23 protein-coding genes are annotated in these 26890 nt (G+C 64.3%); 12 read left to right on the top strand and 11 right to left on the bottom strand.

From position 1 onward, the window contains the following. The 4 genes from ACLHHB_RS00850 to queG form a co-directional block, all read left to right on the top strand. On the top strand, nt 1–1224 hold a 1224-nt coding region (locus tag ACLHHB_RS00850; RefSeq protein ID WP_410216385.1), incomplete at its 5' end, for a glutamate synthase-related protein. 391 nt (nt 1225–1615) lie between these two features. Further along, nucleotides 1616–2359 (top strand): monofunctional biosynthetic peptidoglycan transglycosylase, encoded by a 744-nt coding sequence (gene mtgA, locus ACLHHB_RS00845; protein WP_410216384.1) that lies wholly within the window; start codon nt 1616–1618, stop codon nt 2357–2359. A 77-nt stretch (nt 2360–2436) separates the two neighbouring features. Next, nucleotides 2437–3123, top strand: a complete 687-nt coding sequence (locus ACLHHB_RS00840; RefSeq protein WP_410216383.1) for a glutathione S-transferase family protein — start codon at nt 2437–2439, stop codon at nt 3121–3123. A gap of 40 nt (nt 3124–3163) precedes the next feature. Next, the gene (gene queG, locus ACLHHB_RS00835) at nt 3164–4207 is read left to right on the top strand and encodes a tRNA epoxyqueuosine(34) reductase QueG (protein ID WP_410216382.1); all 1044 of its coding nucleotides are present in this window, start codon (nt 3164–3166) and stop codon (nt 4205–4207) included. Here the strand turns inward: queG and ACLHHB_RS00830 are convergent. Then, nucleotides 4204–7638, bottom strand: coding sequence for a calcium-binding protein (locus ACLHHB_RS00830; RefSeq protein WP_410216381.1), 3435 nt, complete (start codon nt 7636–7638; stop codon nt 4204–4206). The genes queG and ACLHHB_RS00830 overlap by 4 nt on opposite strands. Before the next feature lie 134 nt (nt 7639–7772). Then, nucleotides 7773–8534, bottom strand: a complete 762-nt coding sequence (cobA, locus tag ACLHHB_RS00825; protein ID WP_410216380.1) for a uroporphyrinogen-III C-methyltransferase — start codon at nt 8532–8534, stop codon at nt 7773–7775. Between the two features lie 152 nt (nt 8535–8686). Between cobA and ACLHHB_RS00820 the strand changes: the two genes are divergently transcribed. Both ACLHHB_RS00820 and ACLHHB_RS00815 read left to right on the top strand, forming a co-directional pair. Further along, a complete protein-coding gene (locus tag ACLHHB_RS00820) occupies nt 8687–10063 on the top strand; it encodes a cryptochrome/photolyase family protein (RefSeq protein ID WP_410216379.1) in 1377 nt (458 codons plus the stop codon). Next, the gene (locus tag ACLHHB_RS00815) at nt 10060–10728 is read left to right on the top strand and encodes an SDR family NAD(P)-dependent oxidoreductase (protein WP_410216378.1); all 669 of its coding nucleotides are present in this window, start codon (nt 10060–10062) and stop codon (nt 10726–10728) included. Before ACLHHB_RS00820 ends, ACLHHB_RS00815 begins: the two co-directional genes overlap by 4 nt. Nucleotides 10729–10732: 4 nt before the next feature. On the opposite strand, the gene ACLHHB_RS00810 is transcribed toward ACLHHB_RS00815, so the two are convergent. From ACLHHB_RS00810 to mobA, 3 genes are read right to left on the bottom strand one after another with little or no spacing between them, the layout of a single operon-like run. Next, complete coding sequence (locus ACLHHB_RS00810) at nt 10733–11443, bottom strand: hypothetical protein (protein WP_410216377.1); 711 nt, start codon at nt 11441–11443, stop codon at nt 10733–10735. Beyond that, nucleotides 11440–12369, bottom strand: a complete 930-nt coding sequence (locus tag ACLHHB_RS00805) for a hypothetical protein (RefSeq protein ID WP_410216376.1) — start codon at nt 12367–12369, stop codon at nt 11440–11442. The genes ACLHHB_RS00810 and ACLHHB_RS00805 overlap by 4 nt, the downstream gene beginning before the upstream one ends. Further along, nucleotides 12356–12964 (bottom strand): molybdenum cofactor guanylyltransferase MobA, encoded by a 609-nt coding sequence (gene mobA, locus ACLHHB_RS00800; RefSeq protein ID WP_410216375.1) that lies wholly within the window; start codon nt 12962–12964, stop codon nt 12356–12358. Before mobA ends, ACLHHB_RS00805 begins: the two co-directional genes overlap by 14 nt. Before the next feature lie 672 nt (nt 12965–13636). On the opposite strand from mobA, the gene ACLHHB_RS00795 reads away from it, so the two are divergent. From ACLHHB_RS00795 to ACLHHB_RS00775, 5 genes are all read left to right on the top strand, one after another. Next, on the top strand, nt 13637–14641 hold the full coding sequence (locus tag ACLHHB_RS00795) for a glycosyltransferase family 2 protein (RefSeq protein WP_410216374.1): 1005 nt from the start codon (nt 13637–13639) through the stop codon (nt 14639–14641). 239 nt (nt 14642–14880) lie between these two features. After that, nucleotides 14881–16023 (top strand): glycosyltransferase, encoded by a 1143-nt coding sequence (locus ACLHHB_RS00790; RefSeq protein ID WP_410216373.1) that lies wholly within the window; start codon nt 14881–14883, stop codon nt 16021–16023. Next, entirely contained in the window at nt 16020–17000 is a 981-nt protein-coding gene (locus tag ACLHHB_RS00785) for a glycosyltransferase family 2 protein (protein WP_410216372.1), read from the top strand. The genes ACLHHB_RS00790 and ACLHHB_RS00785 overlap by 4 nt, the downstream gene beginning before the upstream one ends. Beyond that, nucleotides 16997–17965 (top strand): glycosyltransferase family 2 protein, encoded by a 969-nt coding sequence (locus ACLHHB_RS00780; RefSeq protein WP_410216371.1) that lies wholly within the window; start codon nt 16997–16999, stop codon nt 17963–17965. Before ACLHHB_RS00785 ends, ACLHHB_RS00780 begins: the two co-directional genes overlap by 4 nt. Continuing rightward, nucleotides 17965–20361 carry a GNVR domain-containing protein gene (locus tag ACLHHB_RS00775; RefSeq protein WP_410216370.1) on the top strand — a complete coding sequence of 799 codons (2397 nt, stop codon included), beginning with the start codon at nt 17965–17967 and terminating at the stop codon, nt 20359–20361. Before ACLHHB_RS00780 ends, ACLHHB_RS00775 begins: the two co-directional genes overlap by 1 nt. Before the next feature lie 306 nt (nt 20362–20667). Here ACLHHB_RS00775 and ACLHHB_RS00770 read toward each other — a convergent pair whose 3' ends face one another. The 6 genes from ACLHHB_RS00770 to ACLHHB_RS00745 are packed head-to-tail and all read right to left on the bottom strand — an operon-like array spanning nt 20668 to nt 26225. Continuing rightward, nucleotides 20668–22476: an ABC transporter ATP-binding protein gene (locus tag ACLHHB_RS00770; protein ID WP_410216369.1), complete on the bottom strand. Its 1809-nt coding sequence runs from the start codon at nt 22474–22476 to the stop codon at nt 20668–20670. Then, the gene (locus tag ACLHHB_RS00765; protein ID WP_410216368.1) at nt 22473–23411 is read right to left on the bottom strand and encodes a serine kinase; all 939 of its coding nucleotides are present in this window, start codon (nt 23409–23411) and stop codon (nt 22473–22475) included. Before ACLHHB_RS00765 ends, ACLHHB_RS00770 begins: the two co-directional genes overlap by 4 nt. Continuing rightward, on the bottom strand, nt 23408–25312 hold the full coding sequence (locus ACLHHB_RS00760) for an asparagine synthase-related protein (protein ID WP_410216367.1): 1905 nt from the start codon (nt 25310–25312) through the stop codon (nt 23408–23410). Before ACLHHB_RS00760 ends, ACLHHB_RS00765 begins: the two co-directional genes overlap by 4 nt. Beyond that, nucleotides 25309–25764, bottom strand: a complete 456-nt coding sequence (locus tag ACLHHB_RS00755; RefSeq protein WP_410216366.1) for a lasso peptide biosynthesis B2 protein — start codon at nt 25762–25764, stop codon at nt 25309–25311. The genes ACLHHB_RS00760 and ACLHHB_RS00755 overlap by 4 nt, the downstream gene beginning before the upstream one ends. A 2-nt stretch (nt 25765–25766) precedes the next feature. After that, nucleotides 25767–26027 (bottom strand): PqqD family protein, encoded by a 261-nt coding sequence (locus tag ACLHHB_RS00750; RefSeq protein WP_410216365.1) that lies wholly within the window; start codon nt 26025–26027, stop codon nt 25767–25769. Nucleotides 26028–26087: 60 nt separating this feature from the next. Further along, the gene (locus ACLHHB_RS00745) at nt 26088–26225 is read right to left on the bottom strand and encodes a hypothetical protein (RefSeq protein ID WP_410216364.1); all 138 of its coding nucleotides are present in this window, start codon (nt 26223–26225) and stop codon (nt 26088–26090) included. 470 nt (nt 26226–26695) lie between these two features. On the opposite strand from ACLHHB_RS00745, the gene ACLHHB_RS00740 reads away from it, so the two are divergent. After that, nucleotides 26696–26890: sugar transferase (locus ACLHHB_RS00740; RefSeq protein WP_410216363.1), on the top strand; the 195-nt coding region annotated here is incomplete at its 3' end.

Raw genomic sequence — 26890 nt, 5'->3', positions numbered from 1 at the left:
CGCGACATCGTCATGGCGGCGATGATGGGTGCCGAGGAATACGGCATCGGCACCGCCGCCCTGATTGCCATGGGCTGCATCATGGTGCGCCAGTGCCAGTCGAACACCTGCCCGGTGGGCGTCTGCACCCAGGACGAGAAGCTGCGCGCCATGTTCACCGGCAGCGCCGACAAAGTCGTGAACCTGATCACCTTCTATGCCCAGGAGGTGCGCGAGATCCTGGCATCGATCGGTGCACGGTCCGTGGACGAGATCATCGGGCGGGCCGACCTGCTGACCCAGGTCAGCCGCGGTGCCGCAAACCTGGACGATCTGGACCTGAACCCGCTGCTGATCACCGTCGATGGCGCGGACAAGATCGTCTATGACCGGTCCAAGCCGCGCAATGCCGTGTTGGAAACGCTGGACGCCGAGATCGTCAAGGACGCCGCCCGCTTCTTCGAGGACGGCGAGAAGATGCAGCTGTCCTATGCCGTGCGGAACACGCAGCGCACGGTCGGTACGCGGACCTCGTCCATGATCGTGCAAAAGTTCGGGATGCGGAACAACCTGCAGCCCGACCACCTGACGGTGCGCCTGACGGGCAGCGCGGGCCAGTCGCTTGGCGCCTTTGCGGCGCCGGGACTGAAGATCGAGGTGTCGGGCGACGCCAACGACTATGTGGGCAAGGGCCTGTCGGGAGGCACGATCGTCGTGCGGCCGCCAATGTCCAGCCCGTTGGTGGCGGCCGACAACACAATCATCGGCAACACCGTCCTTTACGGCGCCACGAACGGATATCTGTTCGCCGCCGGCCGTGCAGGCGAGCGGTTCGCAGTTCGCAACAGCGGTGCCTCGGTCGTGATTGAGGGATGCGGGTCGAACGGCTGCGAATACATGACGGGCGGCGTCGCGGTGATCCTGGGCCGGATCGGTGCGAACTTTGGCGCGGGCATGACGGGCGGGATGGCCTATCTGTATGACCCGGAAGGATTGGCGCGGGATTACATCAACGTCGAGACCCTGCTTCTCTGCCCGGTCACCCAGAGCCACTGGGAGGCCGAATTGAAGGGCCTGATCGAGCGTCACCTCAAGGAAACCGGATCACGCCGCGCGGATGAGATCCTGTCGAACTGGGACCGCGAGAAGGGCAACTTCCTGCAGGTCTGCCCCAAGGAGATGCTGGCGCTTCTGCCCCATCCCGTTGCGGCGGTCGAGGAACCAAGCGCGGTTCCCGCCGAATGATCCTGGTGCGGCCCCTTTGCGGGGCCGCGCTGCGTCTTGACCCTTGGATTGCACCGCAGGCGCTTGAAGGCGGGTCCTGCATCCGATCGGGCCAGTGGCCTAGGCATCCCTGATCCCCACTCCTGGCCGCCTCACACTGGGCGTGCCGATGATTTCTGCGAACATGTGAATCCAAGGCGCGTTTGATCAAGGCAACCGCATCGAGTTGCACTTGACAGGCTGCACCAGCATCACCTGACTGATCGTGCCGGTGGAAGATCGTTCGGGATCCCTGCCCCGCGGCCTGAACGGCAAGGATGCATCTCTGGCCGTCCTGGTCACCAACGCCGGAACGGTACAGCCTCGGCTGGTCAGACAGCGGCTTGGCGCGCTTGACGCAAGCGCATCCTGCATGAGACATGCGCCCATGATCCTGCGCCGCCCCTTCCGCCCCCTTGATTCAAGCGATTCCCCGCCTGCCTCCGCGCCTGTTCTTCAGCGGCTGCGGGGCCGGGGGTTGTTCTGGCTGCGCTTTGTTGTCTTGCGGTTCTTTCTGGTCATGACAGGGTCGGTTTCGATCTATGCGCTGGTCAACCCGCCGGCGACATGGACCATGATCGGCGAAGCCCGCAAGCATGATCTGGCCGCGCGGGGCTGGGCACAACTGGATGACGTCGCACCCGCGATGCGGCGGGCGGTCGTGGCAGCCGAGGACGCGAACTTCTGCCTCCACTGGGGCTTCGACATGACCGAGATCCGCAAGGTCGTGGCATCCGGGTCGTCGCGCGGCGCCTCGACGCTGACGCAGCAGACGGCCAAGAACGCCTTTCTGTGGCAAACACGCAGTTGGGGCCGAAAGGTCCTCGAGACCGCCCTGACACCCCTGATCGAGGCATTGTGGTCCAAGCGGCGCATCCTCGAGGTTTATCTGAACGTGGCGGAGTTCGGTCCGGGCATCTTCGGCATCCACGCCGCCGCGCGCGAGCATTTCGGAACGACGCCGGATCAGTTGACAGCCGTTCAGGCGGCGCGCCTGGCGGCAGTTCTGCCTGCACCCAAGTCCCGAAGCCCTGCTTCGGCCTCGAAACGGTCGCGGTCCATTGCCGACGGGGCGGCGACGATTGCGCGGGATGGCCGTTCGCACTGCTTCGAGTAAGCCCGGGCGGTTGAAAGCGCAGGGGTGCGGGCGTATCAAGCAGGAGTTGAGACACGAAAGAAGGTCCCCGGCAGGTCATGAATACCAACACGCAGACCACGCGACTGTACCATACAGCGCTGTCCCCGTTCTGCCGCAAGGTGCGGCTGGTGCTGGCCGAGAAGAAGATCGAGGTTGAGCTGGTCGAAGAGCGCTATTGGGAAGGTCCGCCCGACCTGAAGCGCCGCAATCCTGCAGGCAAGCTGCCTGTCCTGCGCTATCGCGGAAACATGCTGGCCGAGAGCCAGGCGATCATCGAATACCTGGACGAGGCGGTGCCCGCCCCTTCGCTGATGCCGCAAACGCCGCTGGAGCGTCACGAGGTGCGTCGCCTGTGCACCTGGTTCGACGACAAGTTCCACGCCGAGGTGACGCAGCCCATCATGAACGAGCGTGTCTGGAAAAAGATCACGCGTTCGGGCTATCCCGACAGCCGCATCGTCAAGGACGGCCTGCGCGCGATCAAGGAGCATATCGATTATCTTTCCAGCCTTCTAGAAACGCGTCGCTGGCTGGCCGGCAGCACGCTGACCCTTGCGGATTTCACGGCCGCCGCACATTTTTCCTGTCTGGATTACATTTCGGACGTGGACTGGGACCGTTCGGAAAATCTGAGGGACTGGTATGCGACCATCAAGTCGCGTCCCGCCTTCCGGTCCATCCTGGCCGACCAGATGCCGGGCATTCATCCGGCACCGCATTATGCCGAACTGGATTTCGGATAAGGACGGGGGGCAGTGCCCCTCATCGCCTGAAGGCGCCTTCATGACCGACTGGGACAGGATGAAAGACCTCCTGTCGGCAGAAGCGCAGGCGGTGGGCTTTGCCCGGATGGGGATAACCCGTCCGGACGCGGTGCCCGAGCAGGCCGAAAGGCTGGCCGCCTTTCTGGCGGCCGAACGGCATGGGCAGATGAACTGGATGGCGGAACGAAGCCATTGGCGCGGCGATCCCACAGCCCTTTGGCCCGAAGCGCGAGCGGTGATCATGCTGGCCGAGTTGTACACGCCCGACGGCGACCCGTTGGCCGCACTGGAGCGGCGCGACCATGCCGCGGTCAGCGTGTATGCGCAGGGCAAGGATTACCATGATCTGGTCAAGAAGCGGCTGAAGCGGCTGGGGCGCTGGCTGCTGGAACATGCGCCCGAGCCGGGGCACCAGATCAAGGTCTTTGTTGATACCGCGCCCGTGATGGAAAAACCCCTTGCGCAGGCGGCGGGACTGGGCTGGCAGGGCAAGCACACCAACCTGCTGTCGCGCGAACTGGGCAGCTGGTTCTTTCTGGGGGCGATCTTCACGACCATGCCCTTGCCCCCCGATGCGCCGCAGGTCAGCCATTGCGGATCCTGCCGTGCCTGTCTGGATGCCTGCCCGACCGGGGCCTTTCCCGCACCCTATCAGCTGGATGCGCGGCGCTGCATCTCCTATCTGACCATCGAACACAAGGGGCCGGTCGACCCCGAGCTGCGGGCCCTGATGGGGAATCGCATCTATGGCTGTGACGACTGCCTGTCCGCTTGTCCTTGGAACAAGTTCGCGCAGGCAGGATCCGAGATGCGCTATCGCGGGATCATCGACGCTCCTCCCTTGAGGGAACTGGCCGCCCTGGACGATGCCGGCTTCCGCGAGCGTTTCTCGGGCAGTCCGATCAAACGGATCGGGCGGGACCGCTTTGTGCGCAATGTGCTTTATGCCATCGGCAATTCGGGGGACCAGGGGCTGATCGACACCGCGCGGGCGCTGCAAGGCGATCCTGATCCGGTGGTGGCAGAGGCCGCTGCCTGGGCCACCGCGCGGCTGGCAGGCTAAATCAGGAAGTCGTCACCCGCCAGGTTCAGCGTACCGGTCAAACGGATCAGCATGTCGGCTTGGTGATCCCCATCGGTGTCGACATGGACATGGGTTTCCTGCCCCACATGCGACCATTCCACCGACCGCGCAGCGGCATGACCGAGGTTCAGGGACCGCAGGTCCAAAAGATCCTCGCCCCCGCGAAAATCGGTGATCAGGTCCGCAGCCCCCGGCCGGCTGTCGGCCAGGGAGACAAAGCGAAACATGTCGCGCCCGCCTCCCCCTGTCAGGATATCTGGGCCCTCTCCCCCGATCAGCGTATCATTCCCGGCGCCGCCGAACAGACGGTCCGCCCCTGCTCCGCCGCGCAGGATATCCGCACCGACTCCGCCAGCCAGCGTGTCGTTGCCACCCCCTCCTTCAAGAATGTCGTTGCCCGCGCCCCCGAACAGGCGATCGTTTCCCGGACCCCCGAACAGGCGATCATTGCCCAGACCCCCGTCAAGGGTGTCGTGCCCCGGCCCGCCCATCAGGCGGTCATTGCCGGGCCCGCCGTAAAGGCGGTCGTTGCCGGCGCCTCCCATCAGCAGATCGTCCCCGATGCCGCCGGACAGGGTGTCGCAACCCGCCCCTGCACGCAGGGTATCATTGCCCGCGCCGCCCGACAGGAAGTTGTCGCCGAAATAATCGATCAACCAGTCGTTGCCACTTTCGCCAAACAGGCGGTCGTTTCCGGCACCACCATCGATGGTATCGTGACCGCCTCCGCCAAGGATCAGGTCGTGGCCAATGCCGCCGAACAGCCTGTCGTGCCCGCCACCGCCGGTCAGCCGATCATTACCCGCACCCCCGTCCATCCAGTTGTTGCCCATCATCGAGATCAGGACATCGTTCCCATCTCCGCCGTGCATGGTATCATTTCCCGCCCCGCCCAGCAGCCGGTCATTGCCGGCCCCGCCAAAGATCAGGTCGTTGCCCCATTCCCCGTGAAGGACGTCATTGCCCTCTTCGCCATGCAGCACATCATCACCCAGCCCCCCGAACAGGAAATCGTCCTCGGTCCCCCCGTAAAGCGTATCGTTGCCCTGGTTGCCGCGCAGCACGTCGCGACCCGCCCCTCCATAAAGGACGTCGTCACCAAGACCGCCGTGCAGCCGGTCATTCCCGATATCGCCATAGAGCGTGTCATTGCCTCCGTCACCCCAGAGGATATCCGCCCCCCAGCCGCCGTCCAAACGGTCATTGCCCGACCCGCCATAAAGCGTATCGTTGCCCTCTCCGCCGGAAACGAGATCATCGCCATCACCCCCGCTCAGCAGGTCATCTCCATCCTCTCCCCAGAGAATGTCGTTGCCTGCCTCGCCCAGCAGCGTGTCGTTGCCCGCACCGCCATGAAGGCTGTCGTGACCCGACCCACCGTTCAGGTGATCCGATCCCGCGCCCGCGATCAGCGTGTCATTGCCATCGCCGCCCAGCAGGCGGTTGTTGCCCTCGCTCGCCTCCAGCCAGTCATCGCCGCCTTCTCCGACCAGCGTGTCGTCGCCCGCCCCCCCGATCAGCCGGTCTTGGCCGTTTCCTCCATAGATCAGGTCGCTGCCGGCACCGCCGTTGAGCGTGTCGTCGCCATCGCCGCCATAGATCAGGTCCTCATTGTCCTCCCCATGGATCACGTCGTTGCCGGCGTCACCGAACAGCGTATCGCGTCCGGGCCCGCCATGCAGAACATCGTCGCCGTCGCCGCCGCGCAGCACGTCGTCGCCCAGTTCCCCCTTCAGGGTGTCCCTGCCCCCCCCGCCTGAGACGGTATCGTTGCCGGCTCCTGCCATGATCATGTCCGGCCCCGACGTCCCCGTCAGGCGGTCGTGACCTGCCGTTCCGAATATCCATCCCGGCTGATCAGTGGGCGTGTCGCCCGGGTCGATGTCGACCGGATCGATCTGCGGAGGCAGGTAATGGGCAATGGGGAACAGGGCGTTCGAAAAATCGCCGATGCTCAGCGAACGCCCGTCCCGCGTGGTGATGTCGAGGATGGTTTCGCCATAGATGATCATCACCCCCGATGCGGTGGGCACGAACCGCAGCTGCCAGATGCTGCGGATGTTTCCCAGCATCGACAGGTCCAGCCGGTCGGTACCGTGTTCATAGTCGAGGATCGAGATGCGGCCCCGCACCTGCGAAGGCACGAAGATGTCGGCCCCCGTGCCGCCGACCAGCGTGATCGGCGCACTGCCCGCAACCAGGATGTCATTGCCGCCAGCCCCCTCCAGCCGGGTCGTCCCGGGGCCCGCGACCAGCAGATCACCTCCTGCCCCGCCGGCGAAGCGGCCGGTGCCGCCAACGGTCGTGCGGCCAACGGGGCCGGGGTCGAACACCAGTTGCGTCACCCCTGTCTCCGTCGAGGAACCGACGAACAGCATGATGCGGCCGTCGCGGACGAGGGCAGTGATATCGCTGACATCCGCCAGCGTCATGGCGTCCGTGTCCGCGATCGTGGCCATGTGCAGCAGGCGCCCATCCGGCAGCAGGGTGAAGACGGTGATGCCGTCGTCGGCGCCTCCCACGAATACAAAGGCGCGGTCATTCACCACCGCCGTCTCGATTGCGGTGGCGGATTGAAAGCGGGTGGTGCCTTCGTCGATGACATGGTCGGTGGTGGTCAGTCGGCCGTCCGAGGTCAGCCGGAAGACCGTCAGCGAATTCGAGCCCGCGCCGCCCAGGATGACGAAGCTGCGGCCGGCGGACTGCACCACCTCGACATCCGAAGGAAGGTCATAGCCCGCCCCCCGCGCCGCGACATGCATCATTCCCGGTCCCAAGGCCCCGCCATCGGTCATCAGATGGGTCGAAACGAAGTTGCCGTTGCCGGAAATCGCAACCAGAATGCGCTGACCGTCCACGGTCACGGCGACCACCTTGTCCAGCGTTGCATCGGTGCTGCCCTGCGGCACGGGCAGCGTGACCTGACTGATCGGGGACAAGGACCCATCGGCCGCCATCCGGTGGGTCTGCAATTGCAGCCCGCCTTCTTGTGCTGAAAGGACGATCTGCCCCTGCGCCGTCTGCACCTGGCCCAACGCGGTCGTGTTTGCGCCAAAGGACGAACCGAAAACGCTTGCGAAGGGCGACAAGGCCCCGTTTCCACTGCGCAGTTCGGTGGCAAGGTTTGCGGCCTGATCCATCTGCCCCAGGTGGATCAGGCTGCGTCCGCCGATGGTGACGGCGGTAATCTGCGGCGGACCCTGGTAAGCGAAACTCTCCAGATAGGCGCGGGTGCGCAACTGGACCAAGGCCGTGTCGGGATCCCCAATCTGATAGCTGCTGATCCCGCCCCCCACATGGGTCGCCGCGACCAGCATCGCCTGACCTCCGACCTCGACCACAGCGAGGTCCGAGATCCTGGACAGCCAGCGTTGTTGCGTGACACCAAAGGTGGTCACGTGGCGATACACGATCATGATCTTTTCGAAGTTGCGGGAGGCCCTTGGGCCGGGGATGTGGGCAAGTCTTAAGATGGGCTTAACGCGCCCGTCTGGCTAGATCTTGCATGCCGTGCATTTTAGGCAACCTGTCCGGAACGGACGGTTCAGTCTTTGTGGGGCGGAAAGGCCAGTGGCCCGTAAAGGATCAGGCCCGGCTGGCTGACCGGTCCTTCGGCCAGCATCCGGGCCAAGCCGTCGATCGTGGTCTGGACCAGCCGCTGCGTGGGATGACCCACGGCTTCCGCGAACAGCGCGGGCGTGGTTCCCGGCAGGCCATGAGCGGCCAGACCCTTGGCCATCTGCGGAAAGCTGCGCTGGCCCATGAAGACAACGGTGGTAACCGCCGGATCCGCCAAGGCGGCCCAGTTCACATCCTGTGGGAGGTGGCCCGTCACGTCGGCGCCGGTCACGAACTGCACCCGCCGCGCCGTCAGCCGCCGCGTCAGGGGCATTCCCATTGCCGCCGCCGCCGCACTGGCGGAGGTGACGCCCGGCACGATTTCGAAGGGGATGCCGGCGCGGGTCAGGGCCACCAGCTCCTCCTCCAGCCGTCCGAAGATGCCGGCATCGCCTGATTTGAGACGCACCACGCGGCGGCCTGCCTGCGCGTGCTGGACGATCAGTTCGTTCACAACCTCCTGCCGTGCCGAGGGACGGCCGGCGCGCTTTCCCACCGCGATCAGTTCCGCCTGCGGCCCTGCATGGTCCAGCACCGGGCCCGAGGCCAAGTCGTCGAACAGAACCACGTCCGCCTCGGCCAGGCGCCGTGCAGCTTTCAGGGTCAGAAGTTCGGGATCACCCGGTCCGGCCGAAACCAGAGAAACAAAGCCAGGGGTGGGGCCGGGAGTGGGAACAGGATCGGACACGGGTGGGATCAGGGCCTTCGACGGACGCAGGCTTCCAGCTATAGCACCGGGGCGGGGTGTGACAATGGCGCGCAACCCCTTTGCGCTCTGCCGATGCCATGAAACTTTTGCCCCCGCCATGCGTGTCCTTGGCGGGCATCAAGGAGAACGGGATGACGGTCATCTGCTGGTTCAGGCGGGTCTTGCGGCTGGACGACCATCCGGCGCTGGTTGCGGCGGCACAGGCGGGGGCGGTGATTCCCCTGGTGATCCTGGACCCCGACGAAGCGCGCAAGCATCCGGCCAGCGCCCAGCGGCAGGCCCTGTCACTGCCCATGCTGGATGCATCGCTGCAAAGGCTGGGCAGCCGTCTGATCGTTCGGCGCGGCAGGGCCGACAGGGTCCTGCCCGAGGTCGCGCGTCAGACAGGCGCGGCCGAAATCCACACATCGGAGGGCTTTCCCTTTGCCGGCGATGACGGGCTTGAGGCTGCGGCACAACGGGGAGGCGCGGCCCTGCACCTGCATCCGCTGGCCGATCTTGTCCCCCGCGCCTCGGTGCTGACCAGGACAGGCGGTGTCTACAAGGTCTTTTCTCCCTTCTGGAAGGCGCTGCGCCAGCAACCGATCGCGCCACCCCTGCCTGTTCCGAGGCTGCGTGCGCCGGATATGTGGCCTGACAGCGACGGCACCGACTGGCCCGAGGCGCGGGCCGAAATGCGTCGGGGCTGGGACGTCGTTGCCCGCCATGTCCGCGCCGGCGAGGACGAAGCCCATGCCCGGCTGGAAGAGTTCCTCGAAGGCCGTCTCCCCGACTACAAGGTCCACCGCGACCTGCCGTGGCGCCCGCAAGCCCCTTCGGGCCTGGCCGATTCGCTGGCCGTGGGCGAAATCAGCGCGCGGCGTGTCTGGGCACGATGCGACTCCGCATGGCGCGAAGGCGTGCAGGGCGCCGAGCATTTCCTGTCGGAACTGACATGGCGCGAATTCGCACGTGATCTGATGCATGCCGCGCCTGATCTGGACCGCACCTGCTGGCGGCCAGAATGGCAGGCATTTCCATGGCGGCGCGACAATGCCGATGCCGAAGCGTGGAAGCGCGGCAGCACCGGCGTGCAGATGGTCGATGCCGGCATGCGCGAAATGTTCGCGACCGGCCGGATGCACAACCGCGTCCGGATGATCACCGCCAGTTTCCTGTGCAAGCACCTGATGACCGACTGGAAGGTCGGGCTGGACTGGTTCACCTATTGCCTGACGGACTGGGATGCGGCCTCCAACGCGATGAACTGGCAGTGGGTGGCAGGATGCGGGCCTGATGCCTCGCCCTTCTTCCGGATCTTCAATCCCGATGGCCAGGGGGCCAAGTTCGACCCCAAGGCCCGGTATCGCGATTTCTGGCTGCAACCGGACAAGGCGGGGGCGCAGGACTTCGCACAAGCCGCGCCCCTTTCCTGGGGGATCGACTTGTCCCGGGCCACGACTCCGGTCATTCCGCTGGCCGAAGGGCGGGACCGTGCCATGGCCGCCTATCGGGCGCTCCGCTCATGATGCGGGCGCTGATCCTGGGAGCCTCGGGCGGGATCGGGGCAGCAATAACGGCCCGTCTGGTCCGTGACGGGGCAACGGTGACGGGTTTGTCGCGGCGTGAGGACGGGCTGGATCTGACGCGGCCCGAAACGCTCGAGCGACATGCGGCGCGGCTGGAAGGGCAGGACTTTGACCTGATCCTGAACACGATCGGCGCCCTGGTGATCGATGGACGGCAGCCGGAAAAGTCGATGGAGGCGGTCGATCCGCAGGCAATGGCTGCGCAGTTCGCGCTGAATGCGACGGGGGTTGCGCTGGCGATCCGTTTCTTTGGCCCCCTGCTGGCGCGGGACCGGCGTTCGGTGTTCGGATCGCTGTCGGCGCGGGTGGGCTCGATCGGCGACAATGGACTGGGAGGATGGGTCGGCTACCGGGCGGCAAAGGCCGCGCAGAACCAGATCATCCGGACGGCAGCCATCGAATACCGGCGCAAGAACCGGCAGGCGATCCTTGTGGCGCTGCATCCCGGAACCGTGGAAACATCCCTGACGGCAGACTATGCCGCCCGTTATCCGACCATCACACCCAACCACAGTGCTGAAGCCCTGCTTGCCGTGATCGCACGCCTGACGCCCGAGGATACGGGCAGCTTCCGGGACTGGAAGGGCGACCATATCCCATGGTGATGTTCTAGCCTTTCGCCCGCCCTGTCCAGGCCCGTGCCAGCAGAACAAGGCCGCCCAAGGCGGCGACGGCCAGAACCAGTCCGTTGCCCTGCGCGGCATTGGCCGCGATCACGCCAACCAGTGCCCAGATCACCGCCGCCACGTATGCCCATTCGCCCGGACGCCGCGACTGGACCATCAATGCCACCGCGCAGACCGCCAGCAGGGACAAGATCGCGGCCGCCTGCGCAGGCAGCACGCCATGTCCGCCCAGCCATATCCCCGCAGACGCCCCGGACGCTGCCGTCAACCAGCCGGCATAGAGCCCTACGGGCGCCACCTGCCACCATCGGTCACGGCGCCCTGCCCGCAGAAGGGCCAGAACGGCGCCGCCCAGCATCATCAGGATCATCAGCGTTGCGAGGCCCGGCAGCCGCGTCGCCACCGGCAGCCAGAAAAACCCCACAATCAGGCTGACCAGCAGGGGCACGCGCAGGGGCTGCCAGTCCGGATCCTTGGCCCGCTTCCACAGCCCGAAGCCCGCCCCCAGGACAAGCCAGGCATAGATCAGTCCCCAGATCGAAAAGGCCCAGCCCGCGGGCTGCACCGGCGGATCCTCTTGGGGGATCGGGAACAGATCAGGGCGATAGCCGGCAAAGTCAGGAAAGATCACTGGCGAGACTGCAAAGGCGATGGCGGCCATCAAAACCAGAAGGGCAAGGCTGCGGTTCGTCATGGGACCCTCGGGTTTGCGTGGCGCGGCCGAACGCCGTCAAAGCTGTCCGCGTTCCGAAACGCACCGGCTTCCGACACGGCACGGGCAGCGGCGCGCAGCCTGTTCTCGTGGCCAAAGCCTAGAATCTGCCCCTCGGCCGCCATGTCCGCAACGCGCGGATCAGGAGCAAGCGCCGGGACCAGCAGGTCATCATCGTCCATCTGGCGCAGGGCACGGGCCAGAACGGTCACCTGGGCAGCATCGCGGCAGGAAAAGCCGCCGACAAGGCGCAGTTCGGCCGCGATGATCGAAGAATAGACCTCGGCCAGCACCACTCCTGCATCCTGCCAAGGCTGAAACGGCCAGACGACCACTCCGGGGCGCTGGCGAAGCCGGTTCAACCATGGAATGCCCGTCAGGCTTTGTGCGCCAACGCATCCCGCACCCGCCAGCTGAAAAGGGGATTTCGGCCGCGCTGCGCCGAAAGGGTTCTCGGTCACGCGGTGGCGGGGCAATCCGGAAACAGGGGGCGGGCAAAGGCGCGGCAGATCCGGGATCTGCTGTTTGCGGCCGTTGCCCCAAAAGACGGGCCGTCCCAGCCTGCGGTTCATCTCGGCGGCGATCTCGCGATAGTTGCTGCGGTTGCGCTCATCATCCTGATGCCTGTCCGACAGATGATCCCAGAGCGCCAGGGCATCGGGGCGTCCGGTGATCCGCAAGGCCAATCCCGAAGGGTGACCAAAGGCAAGGTCCGCGCCCAGCAGGACCCGATGCCCCGCACGCGTGGCCTGATCCAGCCGCGCCTCGATCATCCGGAAGGCCCGGGCGCGCGTGGATGGATTGACGGGCTCGTCCCTGTCGCTGCCCAGCCAGATGGAATCGGCGCCGTGTTTGGGAGTGCCGTTGGCGGACCAGTCGAGGACCAGGATCAGGTCAAAGCGCGGCAAGTGCCGCCTCGGCCCGCGCCAGATCATCGGGGGTGTTGACGTTCATGAAGGGATCCAGCGGCCAGTCGTCCCAGATGGCAAGCCCCGGCTGGTGCCGGGCCGCAAAGCTCCGCACACGGCCCTGTCCCTGGGCCAGGCACTCCGCCAGGTCCTGCCGCAGCGATGTGGGCCACAGTCCAAAGGTCGGGTGGTCACGCGTCTGCCCTTGCGCATCCCGGCTGGCCGCCAGCGCCAATCCACGCGATCCCCGCCGCTCCAGCAGGCGCTGCGCCAGATCGCCGGGAAAGAAGGGCGTATCCCCGGCCACTGTCAGCACATGCGGCACCCCCAATGCGATTGCCCAATCCATCGCGGCCAGAATGCCCGCCAGCGGACCCGGGTGATCGGGCAGACTGTCGGCAAGGACCGGCAAGGCGAAGGCTGCAAAACGTGCCGGATCGCCATTGGCATTCAGGGCAATGCCGCCAGCCTGCGGTGACAGCCGGTCCAGGACAAGATCCAGCATCGTCCGGCCGCCCAAGGGCAGCAGCGGCTTGTCCCCCCCGCCCATCCGGGTGGCGCGGCCTCCGGCCAAGATCATTGCAGGCGGTTTCATGGTTCTACTGTGGCTGCGCCGCAAAGCAACTGCAAGAGGCTGACCCCTGGGGCAGCCCTGCCTCGGAATTGTCGGATTTTCCGTGACGGATCATCGGCAACGAGGGAGCAACGCTGACCGGACAAGCCTCGCGGATCGTACGGCAGACCTGCGCCGCTGTGGACCCGTCCTTAGTCGGCGACGGCAGGCATGAGGACAATTCTCCTTTGGTTGCCAAAAACAGCAGTTTTCATGAAGAGGCAGCTTGCTGACTGTCTGTCCAATAATCGCCTTCCTTCTGCCACGACGATGCCAAAGGACAGTCGCCAAGGCTTCAGGGAGGGGACTGATCATTAGGCACTGGCGTGGAGCACGAAATCCTGCCCGCTTTATATCCTCAGGCCCCGGACCCACGGCTGCCCGCCTGCGGATGCTGCGGAACCTCGGGAACAGCGCCGGACGCTGAACCTGCTTATCGGATGTCCAGAATCGCCTTGACTGGGGTGACGCTGCCGGTTTCTTGAGACATCAGCCGCCTTGCAGGGAAACGTCAGGCGCATTTTGGCTTCTCGCTGCGGTCCGTTTCTGGCACATGTCACCCTGCAGGCTTCCGAAAATCCGAACGGACCTTGCCTCCGCCTTTCAGCCGTCCTTTCCACAGGTCGTCACCTTCCAGAACCTACAGAGTACGACATGAATGAAGTCTCGGTCATCATCCCCGCCCATAATGCCCAAAGGACAATCCGGCAGGCGATCCTGTCGGCCCTCGCAGAGCCGGAAGTGGCCGAAGTGGTGGTGGTGGATGATGCGTCCGGCGACGACACGGGCGGCGCGGCACAGTCTGCGGATGACGGAACGGGCAGGCTCAAGGTCATCCGGCTGACCGTGAACGCGGGCCCCTCGAAGGCACGAAACATGGCCATCGCGGCATCAAAGGCGCCGTGGATCGCAATCCTCGATTCAGACGACATGTTCCTGCCGGGCCGATTCGCGCGGCTGTTCAGGCACAAGGGCTGGGATCTGGCGGCAGACAACATCGCCTTGGTGCCCGATCACCTGCGAGCACAGGCGGACAGCCTGCCTATGCCGGAATATGCCGACGCCCCTGCGCTGCTGACGCTGCCCACCTTCATCGCGGGCAACATCAATACCGGGCGGATGGGGCGCAACGAAACCGGGCTGCTCAAGCCCGTCATCGGCCGCGACATTCTGCAACGGACCGGTCTGACCTATGTCGATCATCTGCGCCTGGGGGAAGATTTCGTCCTTTATGTCAGGCTGATGGCCCGCGGCGCGCGCTTTCTGACAATCAGGTCCTGCGGCTATGTCGCCTTCCAGCGAGGCGATTCCCTCAGTGCCCGCCACCGGACCAACGACCTGCGTGACTATTCCCGGGCGGTCCAGCAGATCCTGGCCCAGGACATGCTGACGCAGGATGCGCGCGACCTGCTGGTCCGGCAAGAGCGGCTGACCCGCAACAAGTATCACCACAGGCTTTTCCTTGACCAGAAGGCGCAAGTGGGACTGACGGGCGCGGCTCGCGAGGCCTTTCGCGACCCGGCCCGCGTCTGGCCGATCCTGCGCCTGACGGCCCGGGACAAGCGGATGGACCTGATGCGGCGGTTGGGTCTGGCCGCCGTGCCTCATGATGCCAGCGAAGTCAGGTTCTTGCTTCAAGGAAATCTCCGGGGCAGGTGACGACCTTCGGGTACTGCAGGTCCTGCTGATCTTGGTTGCAGCAGGACCGCGACACGCGATCTTGTTCACCATTTATGCAAAAGAGCGTTGCAGAACTGCCGTCGTTATAGACCATCTTGCCGCAATGCAGTATTCAAACCTCGAATTACCCGCGTGGACTTCGTGTAAATGGTTGTTCTCTGGTCCGCTCATCCTGCGGTCAGATTGAATGTTTTTAATAGGCAAGGAGACTGAACGGCGTGCTTGTCACTTATCTGGCGCATGATCTCGATGACCCGTCGATCTGGCGCAGGGTCGAGATGTTGCGCCGCGGTGGTGCCCAGGTTCGGGTGGCGGGCTTCCGTCGTGCCGAGGGGCCGCTTGCAGAACCGGCAATCGTCATCGGCAAAACCGCCAATGGGCGGATGGGCCAGCGCCTTCGTGCGATTGCCAGAGTCCTGCCCCGCATCGACCGTCTGGTTCCGCGCCCTGCCTCGGGCGAGCCCGAGGTCATCCTGGCCCGCAATCTCGAAATGTTGATGCTGGGGGCGATGCTGCAACGGCGGCGTCCGGCCCGGCTGGTTTATGAACTTCTGGACATCCATTCGATGATGCTGGGCGACAGCCTGAAGGCCCGCGCCCTGCGCCGGGTCGAGGCAGGGCTGATGCGCGCCAGTGCCTTGGTTGCAGTATCCTCGCCCGCGTTCGTGTCGCGCTATCTGCAGGCCTACGGGCAGCCCGCCACGCCCACCCTGCTGGTCGAGAACAAGCCCTTTGCCGATGTGATGCCGGCAGGGGGTGCATCTGCCGTCCCTCACCAGGCTGCACCGCTGGTCATCGGCTGGTTCGGTATGCTGCGCTGCCGGTTTTCGCTGATGGCACTGGACCGCCTGACCCGCGATCATCCCGGCCGCTTCCGGGTCATCCTGCGGGGCCGGCCCGCCTTGGACGTACTGGAGGATTTTCACGCCGTCGTGGAGGCGAATCCCGATCTGCACTATCCGGGGCCGTATCGCTGGCCGGACGATCTGGCCTCGATTTATGGGGAGGTGGATCTGGCTTGGCTGATCGATCGCTATCAAGCAGGACAGAATTCCGACTGGCTGCTGCCCAACCGTCTGTACGAGGGCTGCCTGAACGGCGCAGTGCCTGTTGTCCTGAAGGGCACCGAAGTGGCGCGCCGCGTCGAGGCCTGGTCCTGCGGCATCCTGCTGGAGGCGCCCGAGGACGAGGCCATCCGTGACGGCCTGACCGGCGTCATGCCTGCGGATCTGGCACGCTGCCATGCGGCGCTGGCCGACATCCCGCGCAACAGGCTTCAGATGGACAGCGACGAATGCATGTCCCTGACCGCCGCCATTTGTGGCACTGACGAATCCCATCGCCGGGAGATTGCCGCATGACTGGCTCTCCGCTTCTCATCGTGATCCCGACCCTGAACGAAGCGCAGCATATTGCCGCTGTTCTGGACAGCGTCCTGCGGTTTCCCGCTGCGGCGCAGGCAAAAATCGTGGTTGTCGATGGCGGTTCGCGGGATGCAACATGCGACATCGTTCGCAACAAGGCGACCGCTGATCCGCGCATTCATCTGATCGACAATCCGCGCCGCATCCAGGCAGCGGCGGTCAATCTGGCCGTCGCGCGGTTCGGCGATGATGCCGTCTGGCTGATGCGGCTGGATGCCCACAGCCATTATCCCCATGATTTCGCGGATACCCTGCTGGCCGAGGCTGAACGAACAGGCGCTGACAGCGTGGTCGTGTCCATGGATGCTCAGGGTCAGGGCTTCTGGCAGCGTGCCATAGCAGCGGCGCAAAATTCCCGGCTTGGCAATGGCGGTTCGGCCCACCGGCTGGCAGGCAGCGGAGACTGGGTCCGGCACGGCCACCATGCGCTGATGCGGATCCAGGCGTTTCGCAGCGTTGGCGGATATGACGAAACGTTCACCCACAACGAGGACGCGGAACTGGACCACCGTCTGATCGAGGCCGGTTTCCGGATCTGGCTGACCGGGCAGACACGGCTGACCTACTTCCCCCGTTCAAGCCTTTTGTCGCTGATGCGGCAATATCAGGCCTTTGGGAGGGGCCGGCGGCGCAACCTGACCAAGCATGCAGAAAAGCCGGGCATGCGTCAGGCAGTCGTGGCCTTGCTGGCCCCTGCCATGGCTCTGGCTGTTCTCAGCCCGCTGGCCTGGATCTTTGCCCTGCCCTTGTTGGGCTGGCTGGCCATCTGCATCGTGGGCGGCGCCGTCATTGCCGCCACCCAGCGCAGCCTCAGCGGTCTTCCGGCAGGCTTCTTTGCCGGGGCCATGCATCTTGCCTGGTCATTCGGGTTCTGGCGCGAATGGCTGAGCGGCAACCGCAAGGTAGGGCCATGACAATGCTGCACAAGCCAGACGCCAACGATGTTGTCCTGATCGGCATCTGCACCTTCCGCCGTGCCGAACTGGAGCAGACGCTGGCATCGCTGCGCAACCTCCTGCCCTGCGGATTGCCGGTCGCCATTGCCATTGCCGACAACGATGCCGAGCCCACGGCCCGCCCGCTGGTCGAGCGGGTGTCACGCGATCATCCGCTGCCGATGGACTATCTGCACGCGCCTTCGGCCAATATCTCGATCGCGCGCAACGCGCTGTTGGATCATGCGGTCCGCACGGGGGCGCGTGCCCTGATCTATCTGGATGATGACCAGACGGTGCAACCGGAATGGTTGCAGAAACTGGTCGCGGCATGGACACGCGAGGGTGCCGGGGTGGTGCTGGGGCCGGTGCGCGCGACGTATCTGCAAGGCGCGCCTGTCTGGATGACCCGGGGACGCCCCCACGACACGCAGCCAGTCACGGGGGCGGAACAGCAGATCATCTCGGGCTATACCGGCAATTCCCTGATCGACATGCGCGATCCGTCTGTTCATGGCCTGCGCTTCGACCTGTCCCGCGGTCGGACCGGGGGCGAGGATACGGCCTGGTTTGCCCAATACCTGTCGGCCGGCGGACGCATTGCTTATGCGCCCGATGCCATTGTCGACGAAACGGTGCCCGCTGACCGCGCCAGCCTGAGATGGCTGCTGAAGCGCCGCTACCGGATGGGGCACACCCACGCCAGCATCCTGGTCGAGGGTCGTGGCCAGCAAGCAAGACTGAAAGCCGCTGCGGTGGCCGCAGCCAAGACATTCGCCTGCTGTGGCATGGCGCTGCTTTCCGCAGCGAGCCCTGCCCGGCGTAATCGCCAACTGATGCGTGCCGCCTTGCATGCCGGTGCCACTGCCCATCTGGGCGGTGCACGGCAGGTCGAGCTTTATGGAAACACGTCTGGACTGCCAAGAGGTTCAAAAGGAACATGATGTCCCGTGACCTGAGACCGTACGAGCCTGTTACCTCGTACGAGATGACACCTCCGCCCCCTGTGCAGACGATCGAACTGCGGCGCATGCTGAACGCCCTGCGGCGACAGCGCATGACGATCCTGCTGCCTGCTGCTGTGATGACGGTCCTAGGACTGACCTGGGGTCTTTCGAAGCCGGCGACCTACAGTGCGTCGGCGACCCTGCTGCTGAACGACACCAGGAACAACGCGGTTCGCCAGATTGGCGGGCTGGGTGGCGCCTTGCCGGAAGATACCATCGAAAACGCGCGCGTGGTTCTGGGCTCGAACAAGCTGGCCTTCGACGTTCTGGACACGACGTCGCTGGATGAGGCTCCCGGCTTTCTTTATCCGCCAAAATCGGGCTTCGCGACTGCGGTGAGCAGTGTTCTGGATGTCGTCTTCTTTCCGGTTGTCTGGCTGCAGGACAAGATCAGCGTGCTGGTAAGCCCGGCGCAACCCACAGCCGTTGCTCCGGATGCTTCGTCCACGGCATCGGAAAAACTGGACGAAACCGTCGATCCGGCTCGCCGTCGTGCGGCATTCCTGCTGCAGCGCAGCCTAGAGGTTGCGCGGGTCGGGCGCAGCACGGCCATTTCCGTCAACTATACGTCACATGATCCGGCTTATGCGGCGGCTGTCGTCAACGCTTATGCCGACTCCTATACATCCGACATTCTGAGTTCGAATGCACAGTCGGTCGGCCAGACCAATACCTGGATGGTAAGCCGGCTGCAGGAACTGCGGGCTCAGGCACAGGCGGCTGCAGATGCGGCAGAGCAATTTGCCGCCGAGAACCAGTTGGCCATCTCCTCGACGGGCGAGCTTCTGGGCGAGCAGGCGCAAAGCGAACTGAATGCCAGCCTGACAACCGCCATCGGCGATCGCGCACGTGCGCAGGCTTTGCTGGACATCTATGATCGCGCGGTCGCCGGCGGCGTTGAAGGCCTCCGCGCGGGCAACCCGCTGACGGTTGGCGGCGACGTGTCCGACACGCTGCGGGCACGTCTGGACACCTATAATGACGTGACCGCGCGGCTGCAGCAGCTGCTGGCGACATCGGGTCCCGATCATCCGCAGGTTGCCGGCCTTCGCCAGACCCTATCTGCAAGCGCCGAGCGGTTGTTCATCGAACTGCAGTCGCGTCGCCAGGACGCAGCCGTCGAATTGAGCGTCGCAGAGGAACGGGTGGAAGCGCTGCGCCGCAGCCTGAACGAAGCAACCGCCAGCAATGCAGGCCAGGCCGCCGCCCTGATCCGGCTGCGGTCGCTGCAGCAGGAGGCGGAAACGCTTTCGGCCCTTTATCAATCCACGCTGACGAAATCGCAGGAGATCGAGCAGCAGCAGTCCTTCCCGGTTTCCAACGTCCGCGTCCTGTCCTATGCCGAAACCCCAACCCAGCCTTCGGGGCCTGCGATCTTTCGTTCGGCCATCGCTGCCGGGCTGCTGGGGCTGTTCATCGGACTGGCACGGGCCGCCTTGCGCGAAGGGCGCGAAAACTTCCTGCGCACGGCAAACGACGTCACCGGTTATTCGGGCCTGCGTTTTCTGGGACATCTTCCCGTCCTGGGCCGCGGCCGCACGCCTCGGGCAGTGGCCGCACCCAAAGTCACGCGCACTTCCTCGCCCCCCTTCACCGGAGAAACGCTGCCTGCCTTGGCGCGCATCGAAACGCCGGCGATTCCCATTCCCGTCCTGCAACATCCCGATTCGGTTTATGCGGAAACCCTGCGCCATGTCCGTCTGGCAGCCAGCGGCCGCACCGCGAACACGCCGGTCACCGGCGTCACGTCCTTCCACCCCTATCCCGGCCGCGCCTCTGTCGCGCTGAACCTGGCAGGACAGATGGCAGCGGCATCAAGCCAGAGGGTCCTGCTGATCGATGCAGATCGGCGGGGGCGCCAACTGAGCCGGCTGGTTGGCTTGGCCGACAAGCCTGGCCTGACGGATGTGGCCGCAGGCAAGGAAAAGTGGCAGTCGGTGCTGTTCGACGTCAAGAACTCGAACCTGACCGTGCTGGCATGTGGTCAGGCTGCCAACGCAACCAGCGACGACCTGACCATCGCTCGCACCGTGCAGCGGATCCTGAACGAAGTGGGAAACCAGTTCGGCAACGTCGTGCTGGATGTACCGCCGCTGTACCCCGTGGCCCAAGGCCTCGCCATCCTGCGAGAACTGCCGGGCTTCATCATCGTGGGCGAATGGGGCAAGACGCCCCGCGACATGGTTGATACGGTTCTGATGAACCATCCCCATCTGGAAGCAAACTGCCTGGGCGTTGTTTACGACCGGGTGAACCTGCGCCGGCTCCAGTCCTTCCTGTTGCCGGGATCGTCGGAAAAGATGCTGACGGCCTCCAAATCCTATAGCAATTGAACGGTTCGTCACCGGTCTGTTGTAAAGAACATGCAAGATAACCCTTTTCCCTCCTGACGTGTTTGTGCACAATCAAAGCGGGAAGGGGCCTTGCGATGTTTATCGTTCTTTATCTGATAGCGGCCTTTGCAGTTGCCTTGGCGATTGCTGTCTGGGGCATCATGACAAGCCTGTCCGCCTGGTCGATTGCCGGCCTCATTGCCGGCATGATCGTGCTGGCACAGATCCTGATCGTGCTTTATGTGGCTCTTCAGGCCCATCTGCTCAGCCGGCAGAGGCGGGATCCTTTTGGAAAAAACCGTAAAATCAGCCGGTCATCCGCCCGAGGTAGCTCTCACTGGGGATCGGCTGGTCACACGGGCGGGCGGTCTGTACCACGCGACCGCCATCCATGACGTAAACGGCATCCGCGGCCCGGATCAGGGCAGGACGGTGTGTGATCGCCAAAACTGTCACTTTTCCGTGCAGTTTCCTGATGGCTGAAACCAAGGCCTGCTCGTTTTCCCAATCAAGCGCGCTCGTTGCCTCGTCCAGAATCAGGACATCCGGCTGGCGCATCAATGCGCGCGCAACAGCGATTCGCTGACGTTCTCCTCCCGACAAGAGGCCGCCCCGGTCGCCGACAGCCGTGTCGAGTCCAGCGGGAAGATCTCGTACGAACTGTGCGGAAGCCATGTCCAAGGCTGCCATCATGCCGTTCGTGTCCTTGGGTTCGGGAAAACGCATGGCAATCGCCAGATTGGCCCGGATGCTGTCGTCGATGAGAAATGGCTCTTGCGCGACATAGGCCGTACGCTCGCGCCACTGGCGCAGCTGTTGGACAGTCAAGGGGGCACCATCAACCAGTACCCGGCCTTCAAGGGGTTGCAAAAGCCCCATGACAATGTCGGCGACGGTACTTTTGCCCGCGCCAGAGGGACCTGTCAGCACCGTCAGCTCTCCGGCGCGCAGCGTCAGGGTCGTGTCGCTGATCGCGGCCCGGCTTTCGCCAGGAAACCGCCATGTGACGTCCTGCAGGCGGATTTCGCTCCGGGGTGCAGCCACGGGCGCATCCCCGTCAATCGCAAGGTCGCGCTGGCCCTGCAATTCGCGCTGGAGGCGCGTGATCGCGCCCCAGGCCGGCAGATCGACCATCAACTGCTGGACAGAGGCCTGAACGCCCAGGAAACGCGGTGCAGTGCGCATGAACAGCAGCAGCAGGATGGCGATCCGCGCGATATCCAGCTGTGCCCAAGTGAGGGCGGCCCAGATGAACAGCGACGCCCCTGCAACGACCGAGAACTGGAACAGCCCGGATCCGATCGTGGACTGGCGCGTGAACTGACGGGCATCGGCCTTGGTTTGTCCCAATATGCTGCCGAACAGATCCTGATACCGCCGTTCCAGGTTCATGCTGCGCGCCATCTTGAGACTGCCGACGAACTCGGACACAGCGTGGCTCTGACGCTGCCGCTGTGCCTGCAACCTGTTGCCGTAAAGGCCTGCCAGCTTGCGGAATGGCCGCATCAGCAACAGCGCCAGCGCGCCAAAGCCATAGGACAACAGCGTCATCGGCGTCGACACGATCAGGCTGAGCACGAAATACAGTCCCAGTCCGATCAGGCTCTGCAGGATGCTCAGAAAGACATAGGCGGCCAGGTACAGCCGCTCGATCTCGCCCGTCAGGGCATGCTCGATCCGGGTGCGGGGAATGCGGGCGATATGATCCCACCGGGCCGAAGCCACATCCCGGAACAGGCTGAGGCGGAAGTGGTTGGTAAAATCGTGGATCAGGTCGGACAGATACACGGCCTTGCTGCGGTTGAACAACAACTGCATCGCCGTCAGTCCCATGATGACCAGCAGCAGCCCGCCCAAAGGCACGGACTGCGGCAGATACTGGAACCCCGGCAGGCTGATACGCGAAAGTTCGATGGTCGCGCCGCCGTCGCCCACCATCTGCAGGACCGGCAGGAACAGCAGGATCGTGGCACCCTCGGTCAACGTTCCCAGCACGAGGAGAAGGGTGCCTATGGCCAGCCGCCGGCCTTCGAGATTGCGAAGCGCCTCGAAGAAGGACCCGAGCTCTTCCCGTGCCGGTTTGCCGGGCCGATGGGCATCTGCAGGGGCCGTCATGCTGTCTGCACGTCCAGATCACGCTCGATGGCGCCGGCGATGTCACCGGCATGGTCCAGCCCCTGCGCCAACAGCAGCCGGCGCGGCGGGCATTGCGACGACAATTGTGCGGCCGAGCGGAAATGGTCTGCCGCGGCAGCGCCGCTCAACAGCGCGTCGCCAAAACGGGCGGCATAGGAAAACCGCATCACGGCGGACAGGCGGTCGGCAACGCTCAACGGCAGCACCTGGGACGCGCTGTTGTCGGGTTGACGTTCCAGCAGGTAAAGGCGCGAGATCGGCAAGGCCTCCCGGGCGAGGCTTTCGGCAGGCAGCAGAACACGGCTCTTGTCGATCTGGTCGTGGACATGGCTGCGCTTTTGTGCGCCGCCGGGCACACGCGCGGCTGCGGCTTCGGACAGCTTGACCTGACCAAAGCCGGGGATAACCTGACCGCCTGCGTCGAGGGCCACCAGATCATCGGCCAACAGCGTAGCGCCGCGGTTCAGCAGGCCCGTTGCCGTGGTCGACTTGCCCACTCCCTTGTCCGCCAGAAAGGCGATGGCGCGGCCGCGGTAAATGACGGCGCTGGCATGCAGGACAAACAGCCCGCGCCGGCGCAGCACCTCGGACAGGACCGGTCCCAGCAGCGGAAAGGCCAGCAAATCGTCGGAAACGCCCGGCTGGCGCGCGAACCTGATCCGTCGGCCGTCACCCGACACATGGAAGGCGCCCACTTCGGGCCACCAGAAGCGGCTGCCATCGGTATCAAAGCGGCTATCGGGACAAGGGCCCCGCTCGATATCGTCCAGCGGGTGATGGCAGATCACCAAATCCGCCGCTCCTGCCGCATCACCCCTAGCCACGTCATGCGGCGGCAGTTCCGGAAGGGGAACATCCGACAGTACTGACAGCCCATAGGCCCGATAGGTGTAATGAGACGACATCAAGCTCATGCACAATCCGTGATAATCAGGTCTTCCGGAAAAGAAGCGGGCTGCACCTGTGGCGTCGGCCGCTCCAGCCATGCTGCCAGCCATACAGCACGCCAGACGCGAAAAGCAATTTGCGTGTTCGAATGGTTCGAGGTTGCGATGGCTTCGACATCCTTGCGCAGGATGGCCGGGTCGACCCACCCCTCCAGAACGCCGGGCCCTCGCCGGTAAGCCGCCAATCGGCCCGAAGGATCGCGACGCAGAGCAGACCAGAAATCGGCAATGAAATCGGCCTTGTCGCGCCGGAGGCGGACCATTTCCGGCAGCACGCCCTGCATCGCCTGCCTTAGCAGGTTCCGGGGGCGCCCTTGGGCAATCTTGGCTTCGTCCGATTGCCAGACGCACAATTCGGCAACACGGTGGTCATAGAAGGGATAGTGAGGCGTCACGCCGTTTGCGCGCGCGGCACGGTCCATCACCTCGAAAGCGCTGCCTATGAGGGGCGACGACAGCAACGCCATATGCGCCCGAACCCCCGCGGGAAGGGTGGGTCGGCCCTTCTCCCCAGCGTGCAGCGCCCGGACGCGCGCCACCAGATCGGTCTGCTCTGCCAGCTGCGGATCGACCAGCGCCCGCCATGACACCGCATCCCGAGCCGGCGCACTGGCCAGCAGCCGGCCCAGACGGCCAAAGCCCCGCCGCCCCTGCCACGCCAGCAGTTGCGCCATCATTTGCAGGCGGGGCTCGCCGACAAAGGCAGCGTGCTGCCTGGCAAGGCGGAAGGCCAGGGGCCAGCGCCCTTCGGCGGCGATATTGGCAATGTTCGACAGTGTCCCGCCGATCACTTCGTCTCCGCCATGGCCATCCAGCAGGCCTTGGCAGCCCAGATCCCGAACCTTTCGATAGAGTTGCCGATTCCCCGACAAGCCGGGCGCAAAGACCGGCTGATCCTGTTCGTCCAGCAGCGGGTCCAGATCGAACATGCTGTCATCGGCCTCGCCGCGCATCATCACGGGCTCGAGCGCACCATTCGCCTGCGTCAGGACAGCCTGAATATACGCCCCTTCATCCATCGAGAGATTGTCATAGCGCAGCGACAGCGCAGGCCGCGCCTGCCCCGGCTGCACGGAGAGAAGAGCAAGAGAACTGGAATCCAGCCCGCCACTGAGCGCCGTCGCCGTCTGCCCCCCAAGGCAGGCTTGGGTGGTGGCATGCTTCAGCATCGCCTGCAGAGCCTCGGCCGCATCATGCGGAGCCGGATCGGCCGCATCGGTCAGGTCATACCAGCGCCGACACACGGCCTGACCCCGTGTGTCAACCCGCAGCCAGTGCCCCGGCGGCAGCCGCCGAACCGCTGCATAGGCAGTCATCTCGTGGCTGGTCCCCTGGCCCGACAGAAAGTCGGCGATCCATTGACGGTCCACTTCCGGAACCGTCTCCAGACCTGCCAGCACAGTTGAGATATCCGACGCCACCACGCAGCGATCATCGGTGACGGCATAAGCCACCGGCCGGATCCCGAATCGATCGCGCACGACCCACAGGGCGCCGCTGCGTGCATCATGCAGAACGAAGGCGAAGGCACCATTCAGGTGCGAAAGGGCGCCTTCCCCCAGCCGCAGCCAAAGGGCCAGCAGCAATTGTTCCGGCATGTCACGGGCGGTGCCCCCGGCGACGGCGCGCAGAGCCGCGAGGTCGGTCAGCCCCAAGTCGCCACACAATGACAAAGGCCCCAGGATGTGGATCCCGGCACTTCCGGCAGACAGGTTGGCGATTGCCGTCCGCATCAGCCAGCCGGTCTCCCGCGCCGCGAGTTCTGGCCGAAGCTGCGTGCGACGGGCCAAGTCAGCCGCCATCGCTTCGGCGGCCGCGCGCAAGGTATCGCCGGCATTCGCCCCGGCCAGCGCTGCAAAACGGGTCATGCCTTCTCCCGGATGTCGGGAAGCACGAAGTCATGCAGGGGGCGGTGGCGGTCATATTCCGCGGAGGTTCCACCGAGAAGGATCGTCGTGCCCGCCATCAGCCATGCATGGGGCGCAATGGTCTCGGCTCCGCCCTCTGCGGGAACGGAAACACGAACAATGCTTGCATATCCTCGGCGCGCCAACAGCAACTGTCCCGCGCTGGCCTGCGTCAGGCAGGTGGCGCCGGGAACCAGCCGTGCAGCCGCCCGGATCGACCAAGCCACTTCCGTCATGTCGGAATGTGGCACATCCGTCCCGTGAATGGCGGGATGGCGCTCTATGACGGCACGAAGGGCGGGATGTTGCCGCCGAAGCAGATACCAGCGCACCAGAAGCACTGCAGCCATTGCTCGGCCAATCAGGATGGCTTCACGAGGCTTCGCGCGGCGGATGCGGCGCAAGATCCCCATGATCAAACCGTCTGAACCAGACCGTGCTTCGTCATGTCTTCAAGAAGCTTGGCAATGTCTCTGCGACATTCGCCGGCCGTGATCATGTACTGATCCGCGATGGCCGTGGCCAAATCATCCAGTGACGATGGCGCCGACAGTTGCTGCCACACATCTGCACCCACCGGGTCCAGGCTGAAATATGTATTGGAGCGCAGATCAAGGATCGCCACTCCGTCGTCAACCGCACATGCCACACAGTCTGGCGAAGCAATATAAACCATGGAAACACCATTCAAGGATCGCTGGCGGCAGAAGCCGCCGCCAGCGACAACAAGGATTACTTACGAAAAGGTCAGGTCGCCGCGCGGCGTACCGGCCGGGAAAGCACGGTCCAGCGAATTGCCGGTCGAGGTGCCTTGGGTCATTGCTTCCAGCGAACCGTAAATACGCAGGGCCGGAGCGGCATAGATTTTTTTCATAGGTACCAACTTCGATAATGTGGACGACTTATGTCTTCTCTTAATGAAGACATGGCAGTCTAGGGACGAATTGGCGATTGGCCTCAACCTGTCTAAAAGAACAGGAATAATAACATACTAGCTATTAGCATTCTGTTTCAATAGCTTGTGCATATTGTGCAACTCTTGCCATTCACAACTCCGAACAGAATGACCTTGAGCGGTTGCATAATTCAAATTTTACTCAAATAGTGCCAGGCTAAAGAACCGAACCTCACAAGCGAGCCTATTCTCGCTTGAGTTGTATTTAATTGGTGAAATACTGCTTTAAAGAAAGCCGACTTATGATCAGCTCAGACAGCGTGGATGTTAAGTCCAAAGTTGACGTCGACCGATTGCCCGGGGGCAAGCCCCTTTCCTTCAACGACACTCACTCAGGCTCGGAACTTGTGCCTCAGTCCCATCCGGTCGGCGGCTGGTCCAAGAGGACCTTGGACCTCACGTTGATCCTGCTGTTCCTGCCGCTGCTGGGCCTGCTGATGCTGGGGCTGGCGCTGCTGATCAAGCGGTCCGACAAGGGGCCGCTGCTCTACGGCCACCGCCGCGTCGGCTTCAAGGGCCGCGAGTTCAAGTGCTGGAAGTTCCGCACCATGGTCGTCAACGGCGACGAGATCCTGGAACAGCAT

The sequence above is a fragment of the Paracoccus sp. (in: a-proteobacteria) genome, assembly GCF_046462195.1.
Classification (GTDB): domain Bacteria; phylum Pseudomonadota; class Alphaproteobacteria; order Rhodobacterales; family Rhodobacteraceae; genus Paracoccus.
Note: the sequence above shows the minus strand (reverse complement) of the source record. Positions and strands in the feature narration are given on the sequence as shown.